At 64.6% G+C, this 16899-nt stretch carries 18 protein-coding genes; 8 read left to right on the top strand and 10 right to left on the bottom strand.

The window, feature by feature from the left end:
• The first annotated feature begins 29 nt into the window (after positions 1-29).
• Entirely contained in the window at positions 30-1001 is a 972-nt protein-coding gene (locus OUY36_RS15220; RefSeq protein ID WP_253748605.1) for an SDR family oxidoreductase, read from the top strand.
• 10 nt (positions 1002-1011) lie between these two features.
• Here OUY36_RS15220 and metR read toward each other — a convergent pair whose 3' ends face one another.
• Entirely contained in the window at positions 1012-1938 is a 927-nt protein-coding gene (gene metR / locus OUY36_RS15215) for a transcriptional regulator MetR (RefSeq protein ID WP_063539724.1), read from the bottom strand.
• A 154-nt stretch (positions 1939-2092) separates the two neighbouring features.
• A complete protein-coding gene (locus tag OUY36_RS15210; RefSeq protein ID WP_267934884.1) occupies positions 2093-2683 on the bottom strand; it encodes an exopolysaccharide biosynthesis protein in 591 nt (196 codons plus the stop codon).
• Positions 2684-2844: 161 nt separating this feature from the next.
• Between OUY36_RS15210 and metE the strand changes: the two genes are divergently transcribed.
• Complete coding sequence (gene metE, locus OUY36_RS15205) at positions 2845-5160, top strand: 5-methyltetrahydropteroyltriglutamate--homocysteine S-methyltransferase (RefSeq protein ID WP_267934883.1); 2316 nt, start codon at positions 2845-2847, stop codon at positions 5158-5160.
• 25 nt (positions 5161-5185) lie between these two features.
• Here the strand turns inward: metE and glpD are convergent, their stop codons facing one another.
• Positions 5186-6730, bottom strand: coding sequence for a glycerol-3-phosphate dehydrogenase (gene glpD / locus OUY36_RS15200; protein WP_267934882.1), 1545 nt, complete (start codon positions 6728-6730; stop codon positions 5186-5188).
• Positions 6731-6801: 71 nt separating this feature from the next.
• Here glpD and ybaK point away from each other — a divergent pair, with 71 nt between their 5' ends.
• Together ybaK and OUY36_RS15190 are read left to right on the top strand one after the other, a co-directional pair.
• Positions 6802-7272 (top strand): Cys-tRNA(Pro) deacylase, encoded by a 471-nt coding sequence (ybaK, locus tag OUY36_RS15195; RefSeq protein ID WP_063539728.1) that lies wholly within the window; start codon positions 6802-6804, stop codon positions 7270-7272.
• Between the two features lie 208 nt (positions 7273-7480).
• The gene (locus tag OUY36_RS15190; protein ID WP_161612256.1) at positions 7481-8476 is read left to right on the top strand and encodes a diguanylate cyclase; all 996 of its coding nucleotides are present in this window, start codon (positions 7481-7483) and stop codon (positions 8474-8476) included.
• Between the two features lie 5 nt (positions 8477-8481).
• Here OUY36_RS15190 and OUY36_RS15185 read toward each other — a convergent pair whose 3' ends face one another.
• Both OUY36_RS15185 and OUY36_RS15180 read right to left on the bottom strand, forming a co-directional pair.
• The gene (locus OUY36_RS15185; RefSeq protein WP_063539730.1) at positions 8482-8892 is read right to left on the bottom strand and encodes a YgaP family membrane protein; all 411 of its coding nucleotides are present in this window, start codon (positions 8890-8892) and stop codon (positions 8482-8484) included.
• Positions 8893-8963: 71 nt separating this feature from the next.
• Positions 8964-9494, bottom strand: coding sequence for an ankyrin repeat domain-containing protein (locus tag OUY36_RS15180; protein ID WP_063539731.1), 531 nt, complete (start codon positions 9492-9494; stop codon positions 8964-8966).
• 167 nt (positions 9495-9661) lie between these two features.
• Here OUY36_RS15180 and OUY36_RS15175 point away from each other — a divergent pair, with 167 nt between their 5' ends.
• On the top strand, positions 9662-9889 hold the full coding sequence (locus tag OUY36_RS15175; RefSeq protein WP_063539732.1) for a DUF3820 family protein: 228 nt from the start codon (positions 9662-9664) through the stop codon (positions 9887-9889).
• Positions 9890-9896: 7 nt separating this feature from the next.
• On the opposite strand, the gene OUY36_RS15170 is transcribed toward OUY36_RS15175, so the two are convergent.
• On the bottom strand, positions 9897-10439 hold the full coding sequence (locus OUY36_RS15170; RefSeq protein WP_063539733.1) for a hypothetical protein: 543 nt from the start codon (positions 10437-10439) through the stop codon (positions 9897-9899).
• A 258-nt stretch (positions 10440-10697) separates the two neighbouring features.
• Between OUY36_RS15170 and OUY36_RS15165 the strand changes: the two genes are divergently transcribed.
• The 3 genes from OUY36_RS15165 to OUY36_RS15155 all read left to right on the top strand — a co-directional run bounded on the left by OUY36_RS15165 (position 10698) and on the right by OUY36_RS15155 (position 13645).
• Positions 10698-11348 (top strand): c-type cytochrome, encoded by a 651-nt coding sequence (locus OUY36_RS15165; RefSeq protein ID WP_161612211.1) that lies wholly within the window; start codon positions 10698-10700, stop codon positions 11346-11348.
• Positions 11345-12268 carry a c-type cytochrome gene (locus OUY36_RS15160; protein ID WP_063539735.1) on the top strand — a complete coding sequence of 308 codons (924 nt, stop codon included), beginning with the start codon at positions 11345-11347 and terminating at the stop codon, positions 12266-12268. Before OUY36_RS15165 ends, OUY36_RS15160 begins: the two co-directional genes overlap by 4 nt.
• Before the next feature lie 255 nt (positions 12269-12523).
• The gene (locus OUY36_RS15155; RefSeq protein WP_063539736.1) at positions 12524-13645 is read left to right on the top strand and encodes a beta-ketoacyl-ACP synthase III; all 1122 of its coding nucleotides are present in this window, start codon (positions 12524-12526) and stop codon (positions 13643-13645) included.
• Between the two features lie 49 nt (positions 13646-13694).
• On the opposite strand, the gene OUY36_RS15150 is transcribed toward OUY36_RS15155, so the two are convergent.
• The 4 genes from OUY36_RS15150 to OUY36_RS15135 form a co-directional block, all read right to left on the bottom strand.
• Positions 13695-14102, bottom strand: a complete 408-nt coding sequence (locus tag OUY36_RS15150; protein WP_063539737.1) for a SufE family protein — start codon at positions 14100-14102, stop codon at positions 13695-13697.
• The gene (locus OUY36_RS15145) at positions 14099-15304 is read right to left on the bottom strand and encodes an aminotransferase class V-fold PLP-dependent enzyme (protein WP_267934881.1); all 1206 of its coding nucleotides are present in this window, start codon (positions 15302-15304) and stop codon (positions 14099-14101) included. The genes OUY36_RS15150 and OUY36_RS15145 overlap by 4 nt, the downstream gene beginning before the upstream one ends.
• A 75-nt stretch (positions 15305-15379) precedes the next feature.
• Positions 15380-16414 carry a 2,3,4,5-tetrahydropyridine-2,6-dicarboxylate N-succinyltransferase gene (gene dapD / locus OUY36_RS15140; RefSeq protein WP_063539739.1) on the bottom strand — a complete coding sequence of 345 codons (1035 nt, stop codon included), beginning with the start codon at positions 16412-16414 and terminating at the stop codon, positions 15380-15382.
• A gap of 45 nt (positions 16415-16459) precedes the next feature.
• Positions 16460-16831, bottom strand: coding sequence for an ArsC family reductase (locus OUY36_RS15135; RefSeq protein WP_017244052.1), 372 nt, complete (start codon positions 16829-16831; stop codon positions 16460-16462).
• Positions 16832-16899 lie beyond the last annotated feature (68 nt).

The following is a 16899-nucleotide window of genomic DNA, read 5'->3' as shown; positions in this document are numbered from 1 at the left end:
GGGACGACAGCAGATTGCGGAGCACGAGCATGACCCACGGAAATCTCGACGGCGCCTTGGTGGTATTGACCGGTGCCTCCAGCGGTATCGGCCGCGCCGCGGCCCAGGCGTTCGCCCGTCAGGGCGCTAGGCTGGTGCTCGCCGCACGCGACGAGCAGGCCCTGACGGAAACGGCGGATGAGTGCCGGGCGTTGGGCTCCGATGTGCTGACCGTGCCCACCGACGTGACCCACAGCGACGAGGTCGAGGCGCTGGCGAGCGCCGCCGCGGCGTTCGGCCAGGGTCGGATCGACGTCTGGATCAACAATGCCGGCATCGGCGCCGTGGGCGCGTTCGACGAAACGCCGCTGCAGGCCCACGAGCAGGTGGTACAGACCGATCTGCTCGGCTACCTGCGCGGCGCGCATGCGGTGCTGCCGTACTTCAAGCAGCAACAGCGCGGCGTCTTGATCAATACATTGTCGGTGGGTAGCTGGGTGCCGCAGCCATTCGCGGCTGCTTATTCGGCCAGCAAGTTCGGCTTGCGCGGTCTGTCCCATGCGCTGCGTGGCGAGCTCGCGGCGTGGCCGGGCATTCACATCTGCGACGTCTATCCGGGCGTCGTCGATACGCCGGGTTTCCGCGACGGCGGCAACTATGCCGGGCGTTCGCTGCAGCCGCCGCCACCGCTGCTCGATCCGCGCCATGTGGCCAACGCCATGGTCAGCCTGGCGCGGCATCCGCGACATACCACCTCGGTGGGGGCTACCGCGACGCTGTTGCGGTTGGCGCATTTCCTCACGCCGGGTTTCGATCGGATCAACGGGCTGCTAACGGGGTTTGCGCTCGGGCGGGCGAGGCGGGTGCCGACCTCATCGGGCAATCTGTTCCATCCCGCCCTCGGTCAGCGGCGTATCGACGGCGGTTGGCGTTCGGAGGAAGACGGCAAGCGCTGGCTGCTGATCGGAGGCGTCGCCGCCGGCGTCCTCGGGCTCTGCCTGTGCCTGGGGCGGCGACGTTGAGGAGGGCGGCTCAGCGGGTTTTCGGCGCCGCGCTGACACCTTCGAGGGTGGCGAAGGAGGTGTCCTTGGCCGTCAGCAGGAAGTCGCGCATGAACGGCGAATCGAGCATGTCCGCGCGAATGCCGGCGTAAAGCGTGGCGAACAGGCCCTTGTCGCCGAGCCGCTTGGCGGTCACGTAGCCACGCGAGCTGTACTCGTGAAGTGCCCAGTTCGGCAGACAGCACACGCCGCGCCCCGATGCGACCAGCTGCATCATCATCACGGTGAGTTCCGAGGTACGCACCTGCGCGGGTTCGATATCGGCCGGCTCGAGGAAGCGGGTGAAGATGTCCAGGCGATCCCGTTCGACCGGGTAGGTGATCAGCGTCTCGCTGGCCAGATCCTCGGGGCGCACGTAGGGCCGCGCGGCCAGCGGGTGCTGGTTGGCCACGGCCAGCAGCGCCTCGTAGGTGAACAGCGGCACATAGGTGATGCCCGGCAGCTCCAGCGGGTCGGAGGTCACCACCAGGTCGAGATCGCCGCGAGCCAGCGCTGGCAGCGGCGCGAAGGAAAATCCGGACGCCAAGTCCAGCTCCACTTCGGGCCAGGCGTCACGGAACTGGTCGATGGTCGGCATCAGCCACTGGAAACAGCTGTGACATTCGATGGCCATGTGCAGGCGTCCGGCGGTGCCGCCGGCGAGGCGGGCAAGGTCGCGCTCGGCGCTGCGCAACTGCGGCAGCATCAGGTCGGCCAGTTGTAGCAGGCGCAGCCCGGCGCTGGTGAAGCGCACCGGGCGGGTCTTGCGCACGAACAGCTGCAGGCCAAGGCGTTCTTCCAATTCCTTGAATTGGTGGGAGAGCGCCGACTGGGTCAGGTGCAGGCGCTCGGCGGCTTCGACGAGACTGTCGGTTTCCCGAAGTGCATGAAGCGTCTTCAGGTGACGAATTTCCAGCATGCCGAACTACCTTGCGAAGCGGGATCAGCACAGCCTCGAGCAGCAAGCCTGATGTTCCCTGAATGAATAAGAAGATGAGCAACGCTCATCCGCCGCAAGTGTGTCCCAGCATCTGGATGCTGTCGAGTGGCCGCTACGCAATCGGCCGGGCCATTCAGAACCAGAGCCGCGAAACCATGTAGGCCAGACCAAAGAAGAACAGCAGCGCGGCAACGATCATCGCGCCGTCGCGCGCCATCATACCCAGCCCCAGCACGCTCAAGGCGGCGCCGGCAGTGGAGTTGCCGAACGGGATCAGCTCCAGCGGCGGCATGGTGGCCGCTATTGCCAGGCACAGCACGGCATTCAGCCGATTCGCCAGGCCGTTGGTAAGGAAGGTCAGCCGCCGCTTGAGCAGGCGGTCGACGAAGCCGGCAATGCGATGCAGGAAGGCTATGGCCTTGTCGTACTTGCTGCGCGAGGCGCTGCGCTTGAGCAGCCATTTGGGTAGCCAGAAGTGCTTCCGGCCGATCAGCAGCTGAATTGCGATCAGCGAAACCATCACCGCGAATACGCTGGGCAAACCGGGAATTCCCGACAGGGGCGAGAACACCAGCAGGCCTGGTACCAGCAGCAGGGCACCGAAGCTGCGCTCATCGGTCGCGTGCAGCATGCACTCGATGCTTACCGGCTCACCCGGCTCCCCGGCCTGCTCGAGACGCTCGAGCAGACGTTCGAGGTTCTGCGGTGGTGTTTCGGAATTCATGAGGGCGCCTTCAGGTTGAGTTCTGGTTTAGAGCCCTGAGCGCGCGAAATGCTTCAACATGAATATTTCTTGATTTGAAATGAAATTGCGTGAGTTTGTTTCATTGGGTTGGCCCGCGGACAATCCTCGCATTCATGCAGAACGACATTTCGGAGTGAGTAATGGCTGTAGCGCATAACCTTGGCTTTCCACGCATCGGTGCGGATCGCGAATTGAAGAAGGCCCTCGAGGCGTACTGGAAAGGCGAGCTGGACGAGCAGGGCCTGCGTCAGGTCGGTCGCCAGCTGCGGGCGCGCCATTGGCAGGCCCAACTGGACGCCGGCATCGAGTTGCTGCCGGTGGGCGACTTCGCCTGGTACGACCAGGTGCTGAGCCATTCCCTGATGTTCGGCGTCATCCCGCAGCGATTCCGTCCGGCTGACGGCCAGGCGACGCTGGACACCTTGTTCGCCATGGCGCGCGGCGTGGCCAGGAGTTGCTGCGGTGGTGCCCAGGCTCAGGAAATGACCAAGTGGTTCGATACCAACTACCACTATCTGGTCCCGGAGTTCAGCGTTGACCAGCAGTTCCAGCTGTCCTGGACGCAGCTCTTCGAAGAGGTCGAAGAGGCCAAGGCGCTGGGGCATGCCATCAAGCCGGTGCTGATCGGCCCGCTGAGCTATCTCTGGCTCGGCAAGCTCAAGGGCGAGGCGGATCAGACCCAGACCTTCGACAAGCTGGAGTTGCTGGACAGGCTGCTGCCGGTTTACGGCGAGGTGCTGGACCGGCTGGCGGCGCAGGGCGTTGAGTGGGTGCAGATCGACGAGCCGATTCTGGCGCTGGATCTGCCGCAGGACTGGAAGAGTGCGTTCGAACGCGCCTACAACCTGTTGCAGCGGGCGCCGCTGAAGAAGCTGGTCGCCACCTACTTCGGCGGCCTGGAAGACAATCTCGGTCTGGCTGCAACCCTGCCGGTGGACGGCCTGCACATCGACCTGGTGCGCGCCCCGGAGCAGTATCCGGTGATTCTCGATCGCCTGCCGGCCTACAAGGTGCTGTCGCTGGGGCTGGTCAACGGGCGCAACGTCTGGCGCTGTGATCTGGACAAGGCGCTGGAGGTGGCACGGCATGCGGCCGAACGCCTGGGCGAGCGCCTGTGGCTGGCGCCATCCTGTTCGCTGCTGCACAGCCCCGTCGACCTCGAGCGCGAGGACAGGCTGGACGAGGAAGTGAAGAGCTGGCTCGCCTTTGCGGTGCAGAAGTGCGCGGAAGTCGCCACGCTCGCGCGGACCATCGACGATCCGCAGAACGCCGAAGTGCAGGCTGCGCTCGCCCGCAGCCGCGCAGTCCAGGCGGCCCGCGCGCAGTCGCCGCGCATCCACAAGCCGGCGGTACAGGCACGCCTGGCCGCCATCGAGGCCAAGGACAGTCGGCGCACGTCGGTGTTCGCCACGCGCATCGAGCTGCAGCGCGCGCGGCTGCAACTGCCGGCATTCCCTACCACGACTATCGGTTCGTTCCCGCAGACGCCGGCGATCCGCCTGGCGCGGCAGGCTTACAAGCAGGGCAAGTTGTCGCTCGGTGACTACACCGAGGCGATGCAGGCCGAAATCCGCCATGCGGTGGCGGTGCAGGAGCAGATCGGCCTGGATGTGCTGGTGCATGGCGAGGCGGAGCGCAACGACATGGTGGAGTACTTCGCCGAACAGCTCGAAGGCTACGTCTTTACCCGCTTTGGCTGGGTGCAGAGCTACGGCTCGCGCTGCGTCAAACCGGCGATCATCTATGGCGATCTGAGCCGTCCGCGACCGATGACCGTGGACTGGATTCGGTATGCCCAGCAGCAGACGGACAAGATCATGAAGGGCATGCTCACCGGTCCGGTGACCATGCTGATGTGGTCGTTCGCCCGCGAGGACGTACCGCGCGAGGTGCAGGCGCGACAGTTGGCGCTGGCCATTCGCGACGAGGTCTGCGACCTGGAGGCTGCCGGCATCCGCATCATCCAGATCGACGAGGCGGCGTTCCGCGAAGGCCTGCCGCTGCGCCGCGAGCAGTGGCGGCACTACCTGGACTGGGCGGTGGAGGCGTTCCGCCTGTGCGCCAGCGGCGTGCGCGACGAGACGCAGATCCACACGCATATGTGCTACAGCGAGTTCAACGACGTGATCGAGTCCATCGCGGCTATGGATGCTGATGTCATCACTATCGAGACCTCGCGTTCGCAGATGGAGCTGCTCGAAGCGTTCCGCGCCTTCGACTATCCGAACGACATCGGCCCGGGCGTCTACGACATCCACTCGCCGCGCGTGCCGGATACCGCCGAGATGGTGCAGCTCCTGGAGAAGGCCGCCGAGTGCATCCCGGCCGAACGGCTCTGGGTGAACCCGGACTGCGGGCTGAAGACCCGTGGCTGGCCTGAGACCGAGGCGGCGCTGGTTAACATGGTGGCAGCGGCCCGGCAGCTGCGCGCGGCGCGAAGCGCCAAGGTCGCCTGAGCGATGGCGCTGTCCGGGGCTCGTGTCAGCCCTGGGCGGCGTGCTCGAAGGTGGTCAGGCGTTCGACGGTCCGGCTGTCCATGTACTGCTGCAGGCGTGCCGTTTCGGCGGCTTGCAGGAACAGCCCGAGCTTGGTTCGGCGCCAGAGAATGTCGTCAACCGTAAGCGCCCATTCCTCGACGATCAGGTAATCCACCTCGCGGGCATACAGCCCGGCGCCGAAGCACTCGCCGAGATCCTGAATGCGCTCGGTGCCCTTTAGCAGCAGCCAGCTGCGCGTGCCGTAAGTGTTCGTCCAGCGGCGGGCGACCGGGCCGGGGAGCCATGGGTAGCTGGCGCAGAGGGCATGGGCCAGAGTCGATGGATCATCGAAATGTTCGCCGCCGGGCAGCGTCGCCGCGCGGGTCCAGGCGTCTTTCATTTCCGGAAACAGCGGTGCCAGCTGGGCCAGGGCTGCTTCGGCGAGCTTGCGGTAGGTGGTGAGCTTGCCGCCGAACACCGAGAGCAGGGGCGCATCGCTGCCGCCGTTGTTCAGTGTCAGGGTGTAGTCGCGGGTGATGGCCGATGGTTGGTCTGACTCGTCATCGCACAGCGGGCGGACGCCGGAGTAGCTGTGGCGGATGTCTTCACGGGCCAGCTGGTGTGTGAAGTGCGCATTGACGATGTCCAGCAGGTAATCGATCTCGCCGTCGGCGATCTGCACCCGGGTCGGGTCACCGTGATACTCGTGATCGGTGGTGCCGATCAGGCTGAACTGCCCGAGATAGGGAATGACGAAGACGATGCGCCGATCCTCGTTCTGCAGGATATAGGCGTGGTCCCCGTCGTAGAGCTTCGGCACCACGATGTGGCTGCCCTGAATCAGGCGCATGCCGTGCGGGGAGCGTTGGCGAAGCTGTTCATCGAAGAAGGACGCCACCCAGGGGCCGGTGGCGTTCACCAGGGCGCGTGCCCGGATGGAAAAGCGGCTGCCGTCGTCGCGCTCCAGATGCAGGTGCCACAGCCCCTTGCTGCTGCGTGCGCTGACGCAACGGGTGCGGGTGTGGATATGCGCACCGTGCTCACGGGCGGCCATGGCGTTGAGCACCACCAGGCGGGCATCGTCGACCCAGCAGTCGGCGTATTCGAAGCCGTGGCTGATCTCGTGCTTCAGTGGGCTGTCGGCGCCGAAGCGCACGCTGTGCGAAGCGCCGAGCTTCTCGCGCTTGCCAAGGTGGTCGTATAGGAACAGGCCGGTGCGGATCATCCAGGACGGGCGCAGGTGTGGTCGGTAGGGCAGCACAAAGCGCAGTGGTCGAATGATGTGTGGTGCCTTGGCCAGCAGTACCTCGCGCTCGGCCAGCGCCTCGCGCATCAGACGCAGTTCGTAATGCTCGAGGTAGCGCAACCCGCCATGTATCAGCTTGCTGCTGGCCGAAGACGTGTGTTCGGCCAGGTCGCCCTGCTCGCAGAGGAAGACCGACAGGCCACGACCGGCGGCGTCCGCGGCAATTCCCGCGCCGTTGATGCCACCGCCTACCACTGCCAGGTCGTAGACTTCCGCGAGCGGTGCAAGAAGAGGATGATTCATGGGCGCTGTGACTACCGACCGTTTGATTCGTTACGTTACCGCCATTCATCAATCATTCGCACTACAAAGCCATGACACCTGCCATCGACCTACTGAAAAAAGCCCGCGCCGAGCATCGTGTGCACAGTTACGAGCACGACCCGAAGTCCGCCTCCTATGGTCTGGAGGCCGCCGAGAAACTGGAGCTCGAGCCCGCGCAGGTGTTCAAGACGCTGCTCGCCTGCACCGAGAAGAACGAGCTGCTGGTGGCCGTGGTGCCGGTGGCCGGCACGCTGGATCTGAAGGCACTGGCCCAGGCTGCCGGGGCGAAGAAGGTGGAAATGGCCGACCCCATGGCCGCGCAGCGGGCCACCGGCTATCTGGTGGGCGGCATCAGCCCGCTGGGGCAGAAGAAGCGCCTGCGCACCTTTATCGACAGCTCCGCACAGGCGCAGGCGAGCATCTATGTCAGCGCCGGCCGTCGCGGGCTGGAAGTGGAGCTTGCGCCGGAGGTCCTGGCCGCGCATACAGGCGGGTTGTTCGCGGCCATCGGACGCAGCTGACTGGCCTGATTCGACCGGCATGCCCTCGAGATGGCGTTACCTGCACTGTTGCGCAGGGAGCTGAACACACACGGTGATGGCACCAGGCTATATTTAACGCCTATCCGGGCCGCCAGTGAGTTCCGTTTTGACTTCTTCAGTGCCGCTACCGAGGGCGGGCGCTTCCTTCGCGCGTAGGGCGTTCTATCCCCGGGCCATTGGCCTGGCCATGGGCTTTCTTTGCGTCGCTGCGGTGCTGCGTGAGGCGCAGACGCCTATTTGGGCCTGGGCATTGCTCTTCGCGTTCTGCTTCGTCTGGCCCATGGCGGCGCTGGGACTGTCCGGGCGCGCCCGCTCGGCGGCGCTCAGTGAACGGCGTTTCGTCCTTTTCGACTCATTGATGGGCGGGTTCTGGATCGCCACGATGGCGTTCAACACGCTGCCATCCGCGGTACTGCTGTCGATGCTGGCGATGAACAACATCGCCACCGGCGGCGCCCGGTTCCTCCTGCAGGGCCTGCTGGCGCAGGCCGCGGGCGGGGTACTTTCGGTGCTGCTGCTGGGGTTCGGCTTCTCGCCGCATACCAGCCAGGTACAGATGTATGCTTGCCTGCCGATGCTGATCCTGCACCCTGCGGTCATCGGCATGGTGCTATACCGCTTGGCCTATCAGTTAGGGGAGAACAAGCGAGCACTGCGCAGCATGAGTCGTACCGACAGCTTGACCGGGCTGTTCAATCGCGGTTACTGGAACGAGCTGCTGCAGTTGGAGTTCTCCCACTGCAAGGCTACCGGTGGCATTGCCAGCCTGGCGTTGATCGACCTGGACCACTTCAAGCAGGTTAACGACCGGCACGGACATGTCATCGGCGATGAGCTGTTGCGTCAGGTCGGCTACCGCATCCGGCGCAGCCTACGTACCCAGGACATGCCCGGTCGCTACGGGGGCGATGAATTCTGCGTCGTCCTGCCTGGTGCTCGGGCGAAGGATGCCTGGGAGGCGCTCGAACGGTTACGCGAGGAGATTGCCGGTCTGGATGTCCCGCTGGCGCCGAAGCTGAGCGCGAGCCTGAGCATCGGCATCGCCGAGGTCGACCCGCGCATGGAGGACGCAGTCGCCTGGCTGCACGCTGCCGACCAGGCGTTGTATGAAGCCAAACGCCTTGGCCGCAACCGCATCGCGCTGGCCAGGCCCCTGCGCGCCGAGGACGCCGCTGCGAGCTGATCCGGTCAGCCCTGCGGGCTTGTCGCGGTTTGGTTGGCGATGTCCTTCAGCGCAGAGCGTTCCTCCTGGATTTCCTCCGTCGTGCGCAGGCCCAGGCGACGGAAGACCGGTAACGGCGGGCACCAGCCCTGCAAGGCGTGCTGCAGCAGGAAGCCGCCGACTACCAGTGGAATGCCGAGAAACCGGCGACTGAGCGTCAGGCCGAGCACCGAGCCCGTGACGATGAGCGTCGCCGCGTTGGCTTCGAGCGTGCGCTCGATGTCCCATTCGGCATCGAGCTCGCGTAGCCGGCGCGGAATAAGCTGCGGATGCTGCCGGTGATACTCCACCGAGCGCTGGGTGCGCTCCTTGATCTGTTGATTGACGTGCTCGGCGGTATGCTCTGTGACCCTTTTGGCGGTCGCGGGGAGTGCCATGGTTCACCTCCTGTCTGCGGTGTGTTCATGAAGGACCTCTCCGCATTAGGGTGGTGATCAGCGCGCGGCGTTCAATCGGATTGCCCCTCGTCGCAGCGCAGCATCGCCTCGGTATCGACAGCGCCCATCAGGCGTGCTGCTGTCAGCGCTGTCGCACCACTGGCGTCACGAGCGTGCGGATCGGCGCCCAGAGCGAGCAGGTGCGTGACGACCGCGGTGCGGTTGAACATGGCGGCCATCATCAGCGCGGTCTTGCCGTCTTCGCAGCGGCTTTCGACATCGGCGCCATGTTCGAGCAGCAGTTCGACCATTGCCAGGTCGCCCTGGAAAGCGGCGCCGGCCAAGGGCGTGTGTCCGCGGTGATTACGCAGCTGCGGGTCGGCGCCATGTTCCAGCAGCACGCGAGTGGCAGCGAGGTGGCCGTGGTAGCTGGCGAGCATCAGCAGGCTGTCGCCTGCGTGGTTGCGCAGGTTCGGTGGCATACCCTGGCCCAGTAGTTGGTCCAGGCGGGAGCTGTCGCCGTTGCGCGCGCTGTCGAACACCTGCTCGGCAAAGGTCAGCGTGGCGTCGTCCAGTTCGTTCATCTGTGTCGGTGCTTGCATCGCGTTTCTTTCCTCGCCGTGATGGGGGCGATTGTTGGCTCGCTTGCGAGCGAGAGCCAGGCAAGCCTTTCTATCCCTTGGATAGGCACGGGCGATGGCAAGTCGGCATAGCCTTCGTCGGCGCCTGTGGCAGTATGGAGCGCTCCAGCCCGCCGTTGCCTAATGCGATGAAAGCCGAAGACCTTGAACGATTGGTGACCCAGACGATGCCTTACGGCAAATACAAGGGGCGCTTGATTGCCGACCTGCCCGGCCATTACCTCGCCTGGTTCGCCCGCGTCGGCTTTCCGCCCGGCAGCCTCGGCCAGCTGCTGGCGCTGATGCACGAAATCGACCACAACGGCCTTGCCGCGCTGCTTGAGCCGTTGCGCCGCGACAAGGGGCGGCGCGGTTAGCCACGGCTCAGGGCGAGGTTTGCTGTTCGGCCTCGGCGCGCAGGGCTTCCAGCGCGGGCGCGGCATAGATGCCGACCTCCACCGCCAGTTCCATCAGCCGCGGCACGTCGCAGGTGTACACCAGTACCGCTTGCAGTTCATCGTCCAGCGGCTCGCTGAAGTCCACCAGCACATAACCGCCTTTCTCCGGGTAGAGGCTGCTCAGCTGCACCTGGATGCGGTTCAGCGCGGTCAGCGGTTCGGTCTTGGCGAGCTGCTTGGGCTTGAGCACGAAACTGACGCTCTCGCCGAAGGACGCGACGATCTGGCCGAACAGTTCCTGATAGTCGTCCGCCTGGAACAGCACTGTATCCGGCAGGCTGCCTACTACCACCCATTCGCCCAGTGGAATCGGGAAGCTGTCGTCATAGTTGATGTCCGGATTGGCCTGCAGGAACGCCTGTGGGTCGGCATAGGCCTGGGCAGCTTCGTCAGCGATCCGGGCAATTTCTTCATCGGTCATGCAACCGGAGCTGATGAGTGTGATCAGCTCGGCGAGTTGGTCTTTCATGGGCGGTCCTGAGAGAAGGGTGACAAAGGATAGCCAACCTTGTCCGCTTGTGCGCGCTGGTTGAGGTTCGGCCCTGCCGGTCGGGATCGGCATATGCAAAGCAGTTCTAAGCTTATTCTGTTTCTGGAGAGCGGCCGCCGCGGTGTGATAGCGTTCGTTCTGCGACAAGCTGCCGCAGACCGACCATAGAAACAGAGCGTCGATCCGAACGACGCCAGGTGGCGACAGCATAACTACAACAGCTGATGAGGCCCTTACATGAAATCCATTCACTGGCCCCTGGCCGGTGTGGCTGCATTGTTGCTTTCAATGCAGGCACAGGCTGCCGATGGGCAAAAAATTTATACACAAGGGGGTGCCAACCCTGCAGCCATGGCGTGTGCGACCTGCCATGGTGCCGATGCGATGGGGATGGCGGCCGCAGGCTTTCCGCGCCTGGCAGGGATCGATGCGGGATACAGCCGCAAGCAGCTCGACGATTTCCGCTCCGGTGCGCGCAGCAATCCGATCATGCAGCCGATCGCCGCTGCGCTGAGCGATGAGGAAATGGATGCCGTCGCGGCAACTCTGGAGGCCATGCCGGCGCCTGCTTTCGCTGCCATCGGACGTGCAGAGGCCGCCGAAGGCGTCGGTGCGCGCCTCGCTCTGCGCGGCGCCTGGGAGCGCAACATTCCCGAATGCGTGGCCTGCCATGGCCCCGGCGGCATAGGCGTCGGCGCGAGCTTCCCGCCGCTGGCCGGGCAGTCGGCCCAGTATCTCGGCGCGCAGCTCAACGCCTGGCGTCAGGGCACACGCAAGAACGATCCGAATGATCTGATGGGGCATATCGCGCGGGCGATGAGCGACGACGAGGTCCAGGCCGTTGCCGAATATTTCGCCAACGTCGGGCAGAAGGAGACCGGTCAATGAACGCGCAGCTGCTAGTTACCCTGCTGGCGATGTCCATCGGCGGCGTCGCACTGGCCGCCGAGATCAAGATGGATGATCAATCCCAGCTGACGCAGAAAGCCGAAAAGGGCGCCGGTGAGAGCTACTTCCAACCGCCCCAGGAGAAGGACCTGCCCGCCAACGCCTATGGCGAATTGGTGCAGCAGGGGCGAGCCATCTTCGTCGATACGCAGAAGTACGCGGCCGAGTACGTCGGCAACGGCATGAACTGCACCAACTGCCACCTGGATCAGGGGCGCAAGGCCAACTCCGCGCCGCTGTGGGGCGCCTACCCGATGTACCCGGCCTATCGGAAGAAGAACGACAAGGTCAACAGCTATGCCGAGCGGGTGCAGGGCTGCTTCCAGTTCAGCATGAACGGCACGCCGCCGGCCGCGGACAGCCATGTCATCAATGCGCTGACGGCGTACTCCTATTGGCTGTCCACCGGCGCGCCGACCGGCCAGGAGCTGCCGGGTCGGGCCTATCCGGAAGTCCCGCAGCCCCAGGGCGGTTTCGATATCGCCAAGGGCAAGCAAATCTATGCCGAGCAGTGCGCGGTCTGTCACGGCGACGATGGTCAGGGGCAGAAGGCCGGTGGCGGGTACGTGTTCCCGCCGCTGTGGGGCAAGGACTCGTTCAACTGGGGCGCCGGCATGCACCGGATCAACACCGCAGCGGCGTTCATCAAGGAGAGCATGCCGCTCGGCAAGGGTGGCTCGCTCAGTGATGCGGATGCCTGGCATGTCGCAGCCTACATGAACAGCCACGAGCGTCCGCAGGACCCACGCCTGATCGAGGGCTCAGTGGAGAAGACGCGCCTGAAGTATCACGCCAACGATGGCGTCAACCTCTATGGCCAGCAGGTCGATGGAGTGCTGCTCGGGCAGGGCGTCAAATAGCGTTGCAGGCTACGCTGTGAACAGAAGAGGGCGCCAGATGGCGCCCTCTTCATATTCAGACCGAGCGGTCACAGGATTATGCGCCGAATGGCTTAATTACAGGCTTCGTAATCTGCGCAATGTTACGGATTCTTTCAGCTTTTCATGCACAATAGCCGCCATTAAAGAGGCGCTGGAATGATCGTGGTTGGCCAAGGCTAGCCGCCGTACCGTCCCACCGTCAGTACGATCAAGCCCTATTCGAGAGGAACGACTGTGTACAACGTCGTCATCAGCGGTACCGGCCTTTATACCCCTGCCAGCAGTATCTCCAACGACGAACTGGTGGAGTCCTTCAACACCTACGTGCACCGCTTCAACAGCGAGAATGCCGCGGCCATCGAGGCCGGTGAGATTAAGCCGCTGGCCGAATCCAGCTCCGCCTTCATCGAAAAGGCCTCCGGCATCAAGAGCCGCTACGTCACCGACAAGGCCGGTATCCTCGACCCCGAGCGCATGGTTCCGCGCATCCCGGAGCGCAGCAATGACGAGTGGTCGATTCTCTGCGAGATGTCGGTCAAGGCAGCGGAAGAAGCACTGGCCCGCGCCGGCAAGACGGCGGCCGATATCGATGGCGTGATCGTCGCCTGTTCCAACCTGCAGCGCGCCTATCCGGCCATCGCCATCGAGGTGCAGGCCGCACTCGGCATCAAGGGTTTCGGCTTCGACATGAACGTGGCCTGCTCGTCCGCGACCTTCGGTATCCAGAACGCGGTCAACAGCATCAAGCTCGGCCAGGCGCGCGCCATCCTCATGGTCAACCCGGAAATCTGCACCGGGCACATGAACTTCCGTGACCGCGACAGCCACTTCATCTTCGGCGATGCCTGCACCGCGGTCGTCATCGAGCGTGAAGATCTGGCCACCTCCGCACATCAGTGGGAGGTGCTCAGCACCAAGCTGGTGACCGAATTCTCCAACAACATCCGCAACAACTTCGGCTTCCTCAACCGCACCGCCGAAGAGTACATGAGCAACCCGGACAAGCTGTTCATCCAGGAAGGCCGCAAGGTCTTCAAGGAAGTCTGTCCGATGGTGGCGGAGCTGATCGGCGAGCACCTGAGCGAAAACGGCATCGCGGTGGAATCGGTCAAGCGCTTCTGGCTGCACCAGGCCAACCTGAACATGAATCACCTGATCGTACGCAAGCTGCTCGGTCGCGATGCCACCGAGGACGAAGCCCCGGTGATTCTCGACACCTACGCCAACACCAGTTCGGCCGGCTCGGTGATCGCCTTCCACAAGCATCAGGACGACCTGCCCAGCGGCAGCCTTGGCGTGCTTAGCTCGTTCGGCGCCGGTTACTCGATCGGCAGTGTGATCCTGCGCAAGCGCTGATCGCGGGAGACGGCCGTTCGTAGGCTGGGCTGTAGCCCAGCTATAGCGATCAGCCGGTCAGCTCACGCATTCGCTGCAGCACGGCGTTCATGCCGTTGCTGCGCGAGGGCGACAGGTGGCGTGACAGGCCGAGGCTTGCGAACCAGTCGGCCATGTCCACTCGGGCCAGTTCATCCGCATCCAGTCCATTGACCCGCGCCAGCAGTACCGCCAGCAGGCCGCGAATGAGCCGGGCGTCGCTGGCGGCGCGGAAATGCCAGCGGCCATCCTGGCATTGGCCTATCAGCCAGACGTGACTCTCGCAGCCGGCAACGCGATTGGCCTCGCTGCGTTCGCCATCGTCCAGCGGCTCCAGCCGTTCTCCCCACTGCATCAGCAGGCGTGCGCGCTGCTCCCAGCCAGGCGCCTGGGCGAAGGTCGCCAAGGCCTCGCGGGCGGTGTCGGGCAATCCACTCATCGCAGCAGCTCCAAGGCCTGGTCCAGCGCATCGAAGAAGCGCTGCAGGTCGCTCTGGTCGTTGTACAGGCCGAGCGAGACGCGGGTGGCACCTTCCAGGCCGAGATGCTTCATCAGCGGCATCGCGCAGTGATTGCCGCTGCGCACGGCGATGCCCTGTTCGGTGAGCAGGTGACCGAGATCGGAATGGTGCACGCCCTCGACAACGAAGCTGGCCAGCGCGACCTGCGGCGAGCCGAGCAGGCGAATGCCGCTGCGCTCGGCGAGGCCGGCGAGCAACAGATCGTGCAACGCCTGTTCATGGCGGCCGATCGCGGTGGTGTCGAGGTCGGCGAGATAGTCCAGCGTGGCGCCCAGCCCGATCACGCCTGAAATTGGCGGTGTGCCGGCCTCGAAACCCAGTGGCGCGGCGTGAAACTCGGCACTCTGGTAGTCGGCGACTCGCACCATCTCGCCGCCGAACTGCCAGTGACGCAGCTGCAGCAGGGATTCGCCGCGCCCATAGAGCGCGCCGACGCCATCCGGCCCGTAGAGCTTGTGGCTGGATAGCACATAGAAGTCGCAGCCTAGCGTGGTCATGTCATGGCGGCCATGAACCACGCCTTGCGCACCATCGACGACAGTCAGCGCGCCCTGTGCCTTGGCCAGGCGCAGCAACGGTTCGAGCGGCTGCCAGCAGCCGAGCACGTTGGACAACTGACTCACCGCCAGCAGCCGCGTGCGCGGTCCGATCAGCTCTGCCGCCGCGGCGAGGTCGATACGCCCGGAGGCATCGATGGGCAGTACCTGCAGCTTGGCCTCGCGCCGTCTGGCCAGCTGCTGCCAGGGCAGCAGGTTGGCGTGATGCTCGAGGGCGCTGATGACGATCTCGTCGCCGGCTTCGATCAGGTGTTCCAGACCGTAGGCAAGCAGGTTCAGCGCTTCGGTCGCGCCACGGGTGAACACGATTTCGGTCGGGCAGGCGGCATTCAGCCACTTGGCGACTTTAATGCGGGCGTCTTCGTAGGCACGGGTGGCGCGTTCGGCAGGTTGGTGCTGGGCACGGTGCACATTGGCCGCACCGCTGGTGTAGTAACCGCTGAGGGCGTCGATCAGCGCCTGCGGCTTCTGGGCCGTGGCGGCGCTGTCGAGGTAGGTCTGGCCTTGCGCTTCGAGTACCGCCAGAGCGGGGAAGTCGGCGCGCCAGGGGGAGAACAGGGCCATAAGCGGCAAGCCTCGTGCAGCAGGGGATGCGGCAAGGCAGGCGCTTATGGCTCGCAGCTTGCCGCTGCTCCTGCGTCAGTTATGCGCGTGCAGCGCCTCGTTCAGCTCGATGGCCGACTTGTGGGTCTTGCACTCCACGGTGCCGGTCTGCGAGTTGCGGCGGAACAGCAGGTCGCTTTGGCCGGCCAGGTCGCGAGCCTTGACCACCTTCACCAGCTGGTCGTTCTCGTCGAGCAGGCTGACCTTGGTGCCAGCGGTGATGTACAGACCGGATTCCACGGTGTTGCGATCGCCCAGCGGAATGCCGATGCCGGCGTTGGCGCCGATCAGGCAGCCTTCGCCAACCGAGATGACGATGTTGCCGCCGCCGGACAGGGTGCCCATGGTCGAGCAGCCACCGCCCAGGTCCGATCCCTTGCCGACGAACACGCCTGCCGAGACGCGGCCTTCGATCATGCCCGGGCCTTGGGTGCCGGCGTTGAAGTTGATGAAGCCTTCGTGCATCACCGTGGTGCCTTCACCCACATAGGCGCCGAGGCGCACGCGCGCGGTATCGGCGATGCGCACGCCGGCCGGCACCACGTAGTCGGTCATCTTCGGGAACTTGTCCACCGAGAAGACTTCCAGCAGCTCGCCCTTCAACCGCGCTTCCAGTTGGCGCTCGGCCAGTTCGGCGAGATCCACGGCGCCCTGGTTGGTCCAGGCGACGTTGGGTAGCAGCGGGAAGATGCCGGTCAGGTTCAGGCCGTGCGGCTTGACCAGACGATGGGAGATCAGGTGCAGCTTGAGGTAGGCCTCGGGCGTCGAGGTCAGGGCTGCGTCTTCGGCCAGCAGGGTAACCACCAGCGGGCGCTGGCTTTCTGCCAGACGGGTCAGCAGGGCATGCTGGGCGGAGTCCAGCGGCTTCAGCGCGTCGGCCAGCTGCGCCGCCTGGGTGGTGGTGATGGCGATCGCCTGATTGCCACCGGCGTAGCCGAGCAGCGGGGCGATGGCAGCGACCAGTTCGCCGGCCGGCTGCAGCAGGGGCTGGGCGTAGAAGACTTCCAGCCAGTCACCCTGGCGGTTCTGGGTGCCGACGCCAAAGGCGAGGCTGAAGAGCGTTGCAGACATGGGATTATCCTTTTTCGATGGCCGCGCCTTGAGGCGGGGCTGCTGTCAGTTCGGCGCTGCCAGTGCGGCAGCGTAAAGATCGGGCTTGAAGCCGATCAGGGTTCTATCGCCCAGGTCGAGTACCGGGCGCTTGATCATCGACGGTTGGGCCAACATCAGCTCGATGGCCCGGGCCTGGTCAAGATCGGCCTTGGCAGCGTCGTCCAGCTTGCGGAAGGTGGTGCCGGCACGGTTGAGAACGGTCTGCCAGCCGTGTTCGTTGCACCAGGCTTCCAGATGGGCGCGGTCGATGCCGGCGCTCTTGTAGTCGTGGAAGTCGTAGTCCTGCCCATGTTCGTCGAGCCAGGTACGGGCCTTTTTCATGGTGTCACAGGCTTTGATTCCGTATAGGCGCAACCGCTGATCAGCTTCGGACATAGGGCAACTCTCCAAGACTCCTGCAAAACTGGACGGCGGATTATGCCACGCCTCGTCTGCCGATGGAG

It is taken from the genome of Stutzerimonas sp. R40042 (genome assembly GCF_026642215.1).
Classification (GTDB): domain Bacteria; phylum Pseudomonadota; class Gammaproteobacteria; order Pseudomonadales; family Pseudomonadaceae; genus Stutzerimonas; species Stutzerimonas frequens.
This window is presented reverse-complemented; position numbering and strand designations above follow the sequence as displayed.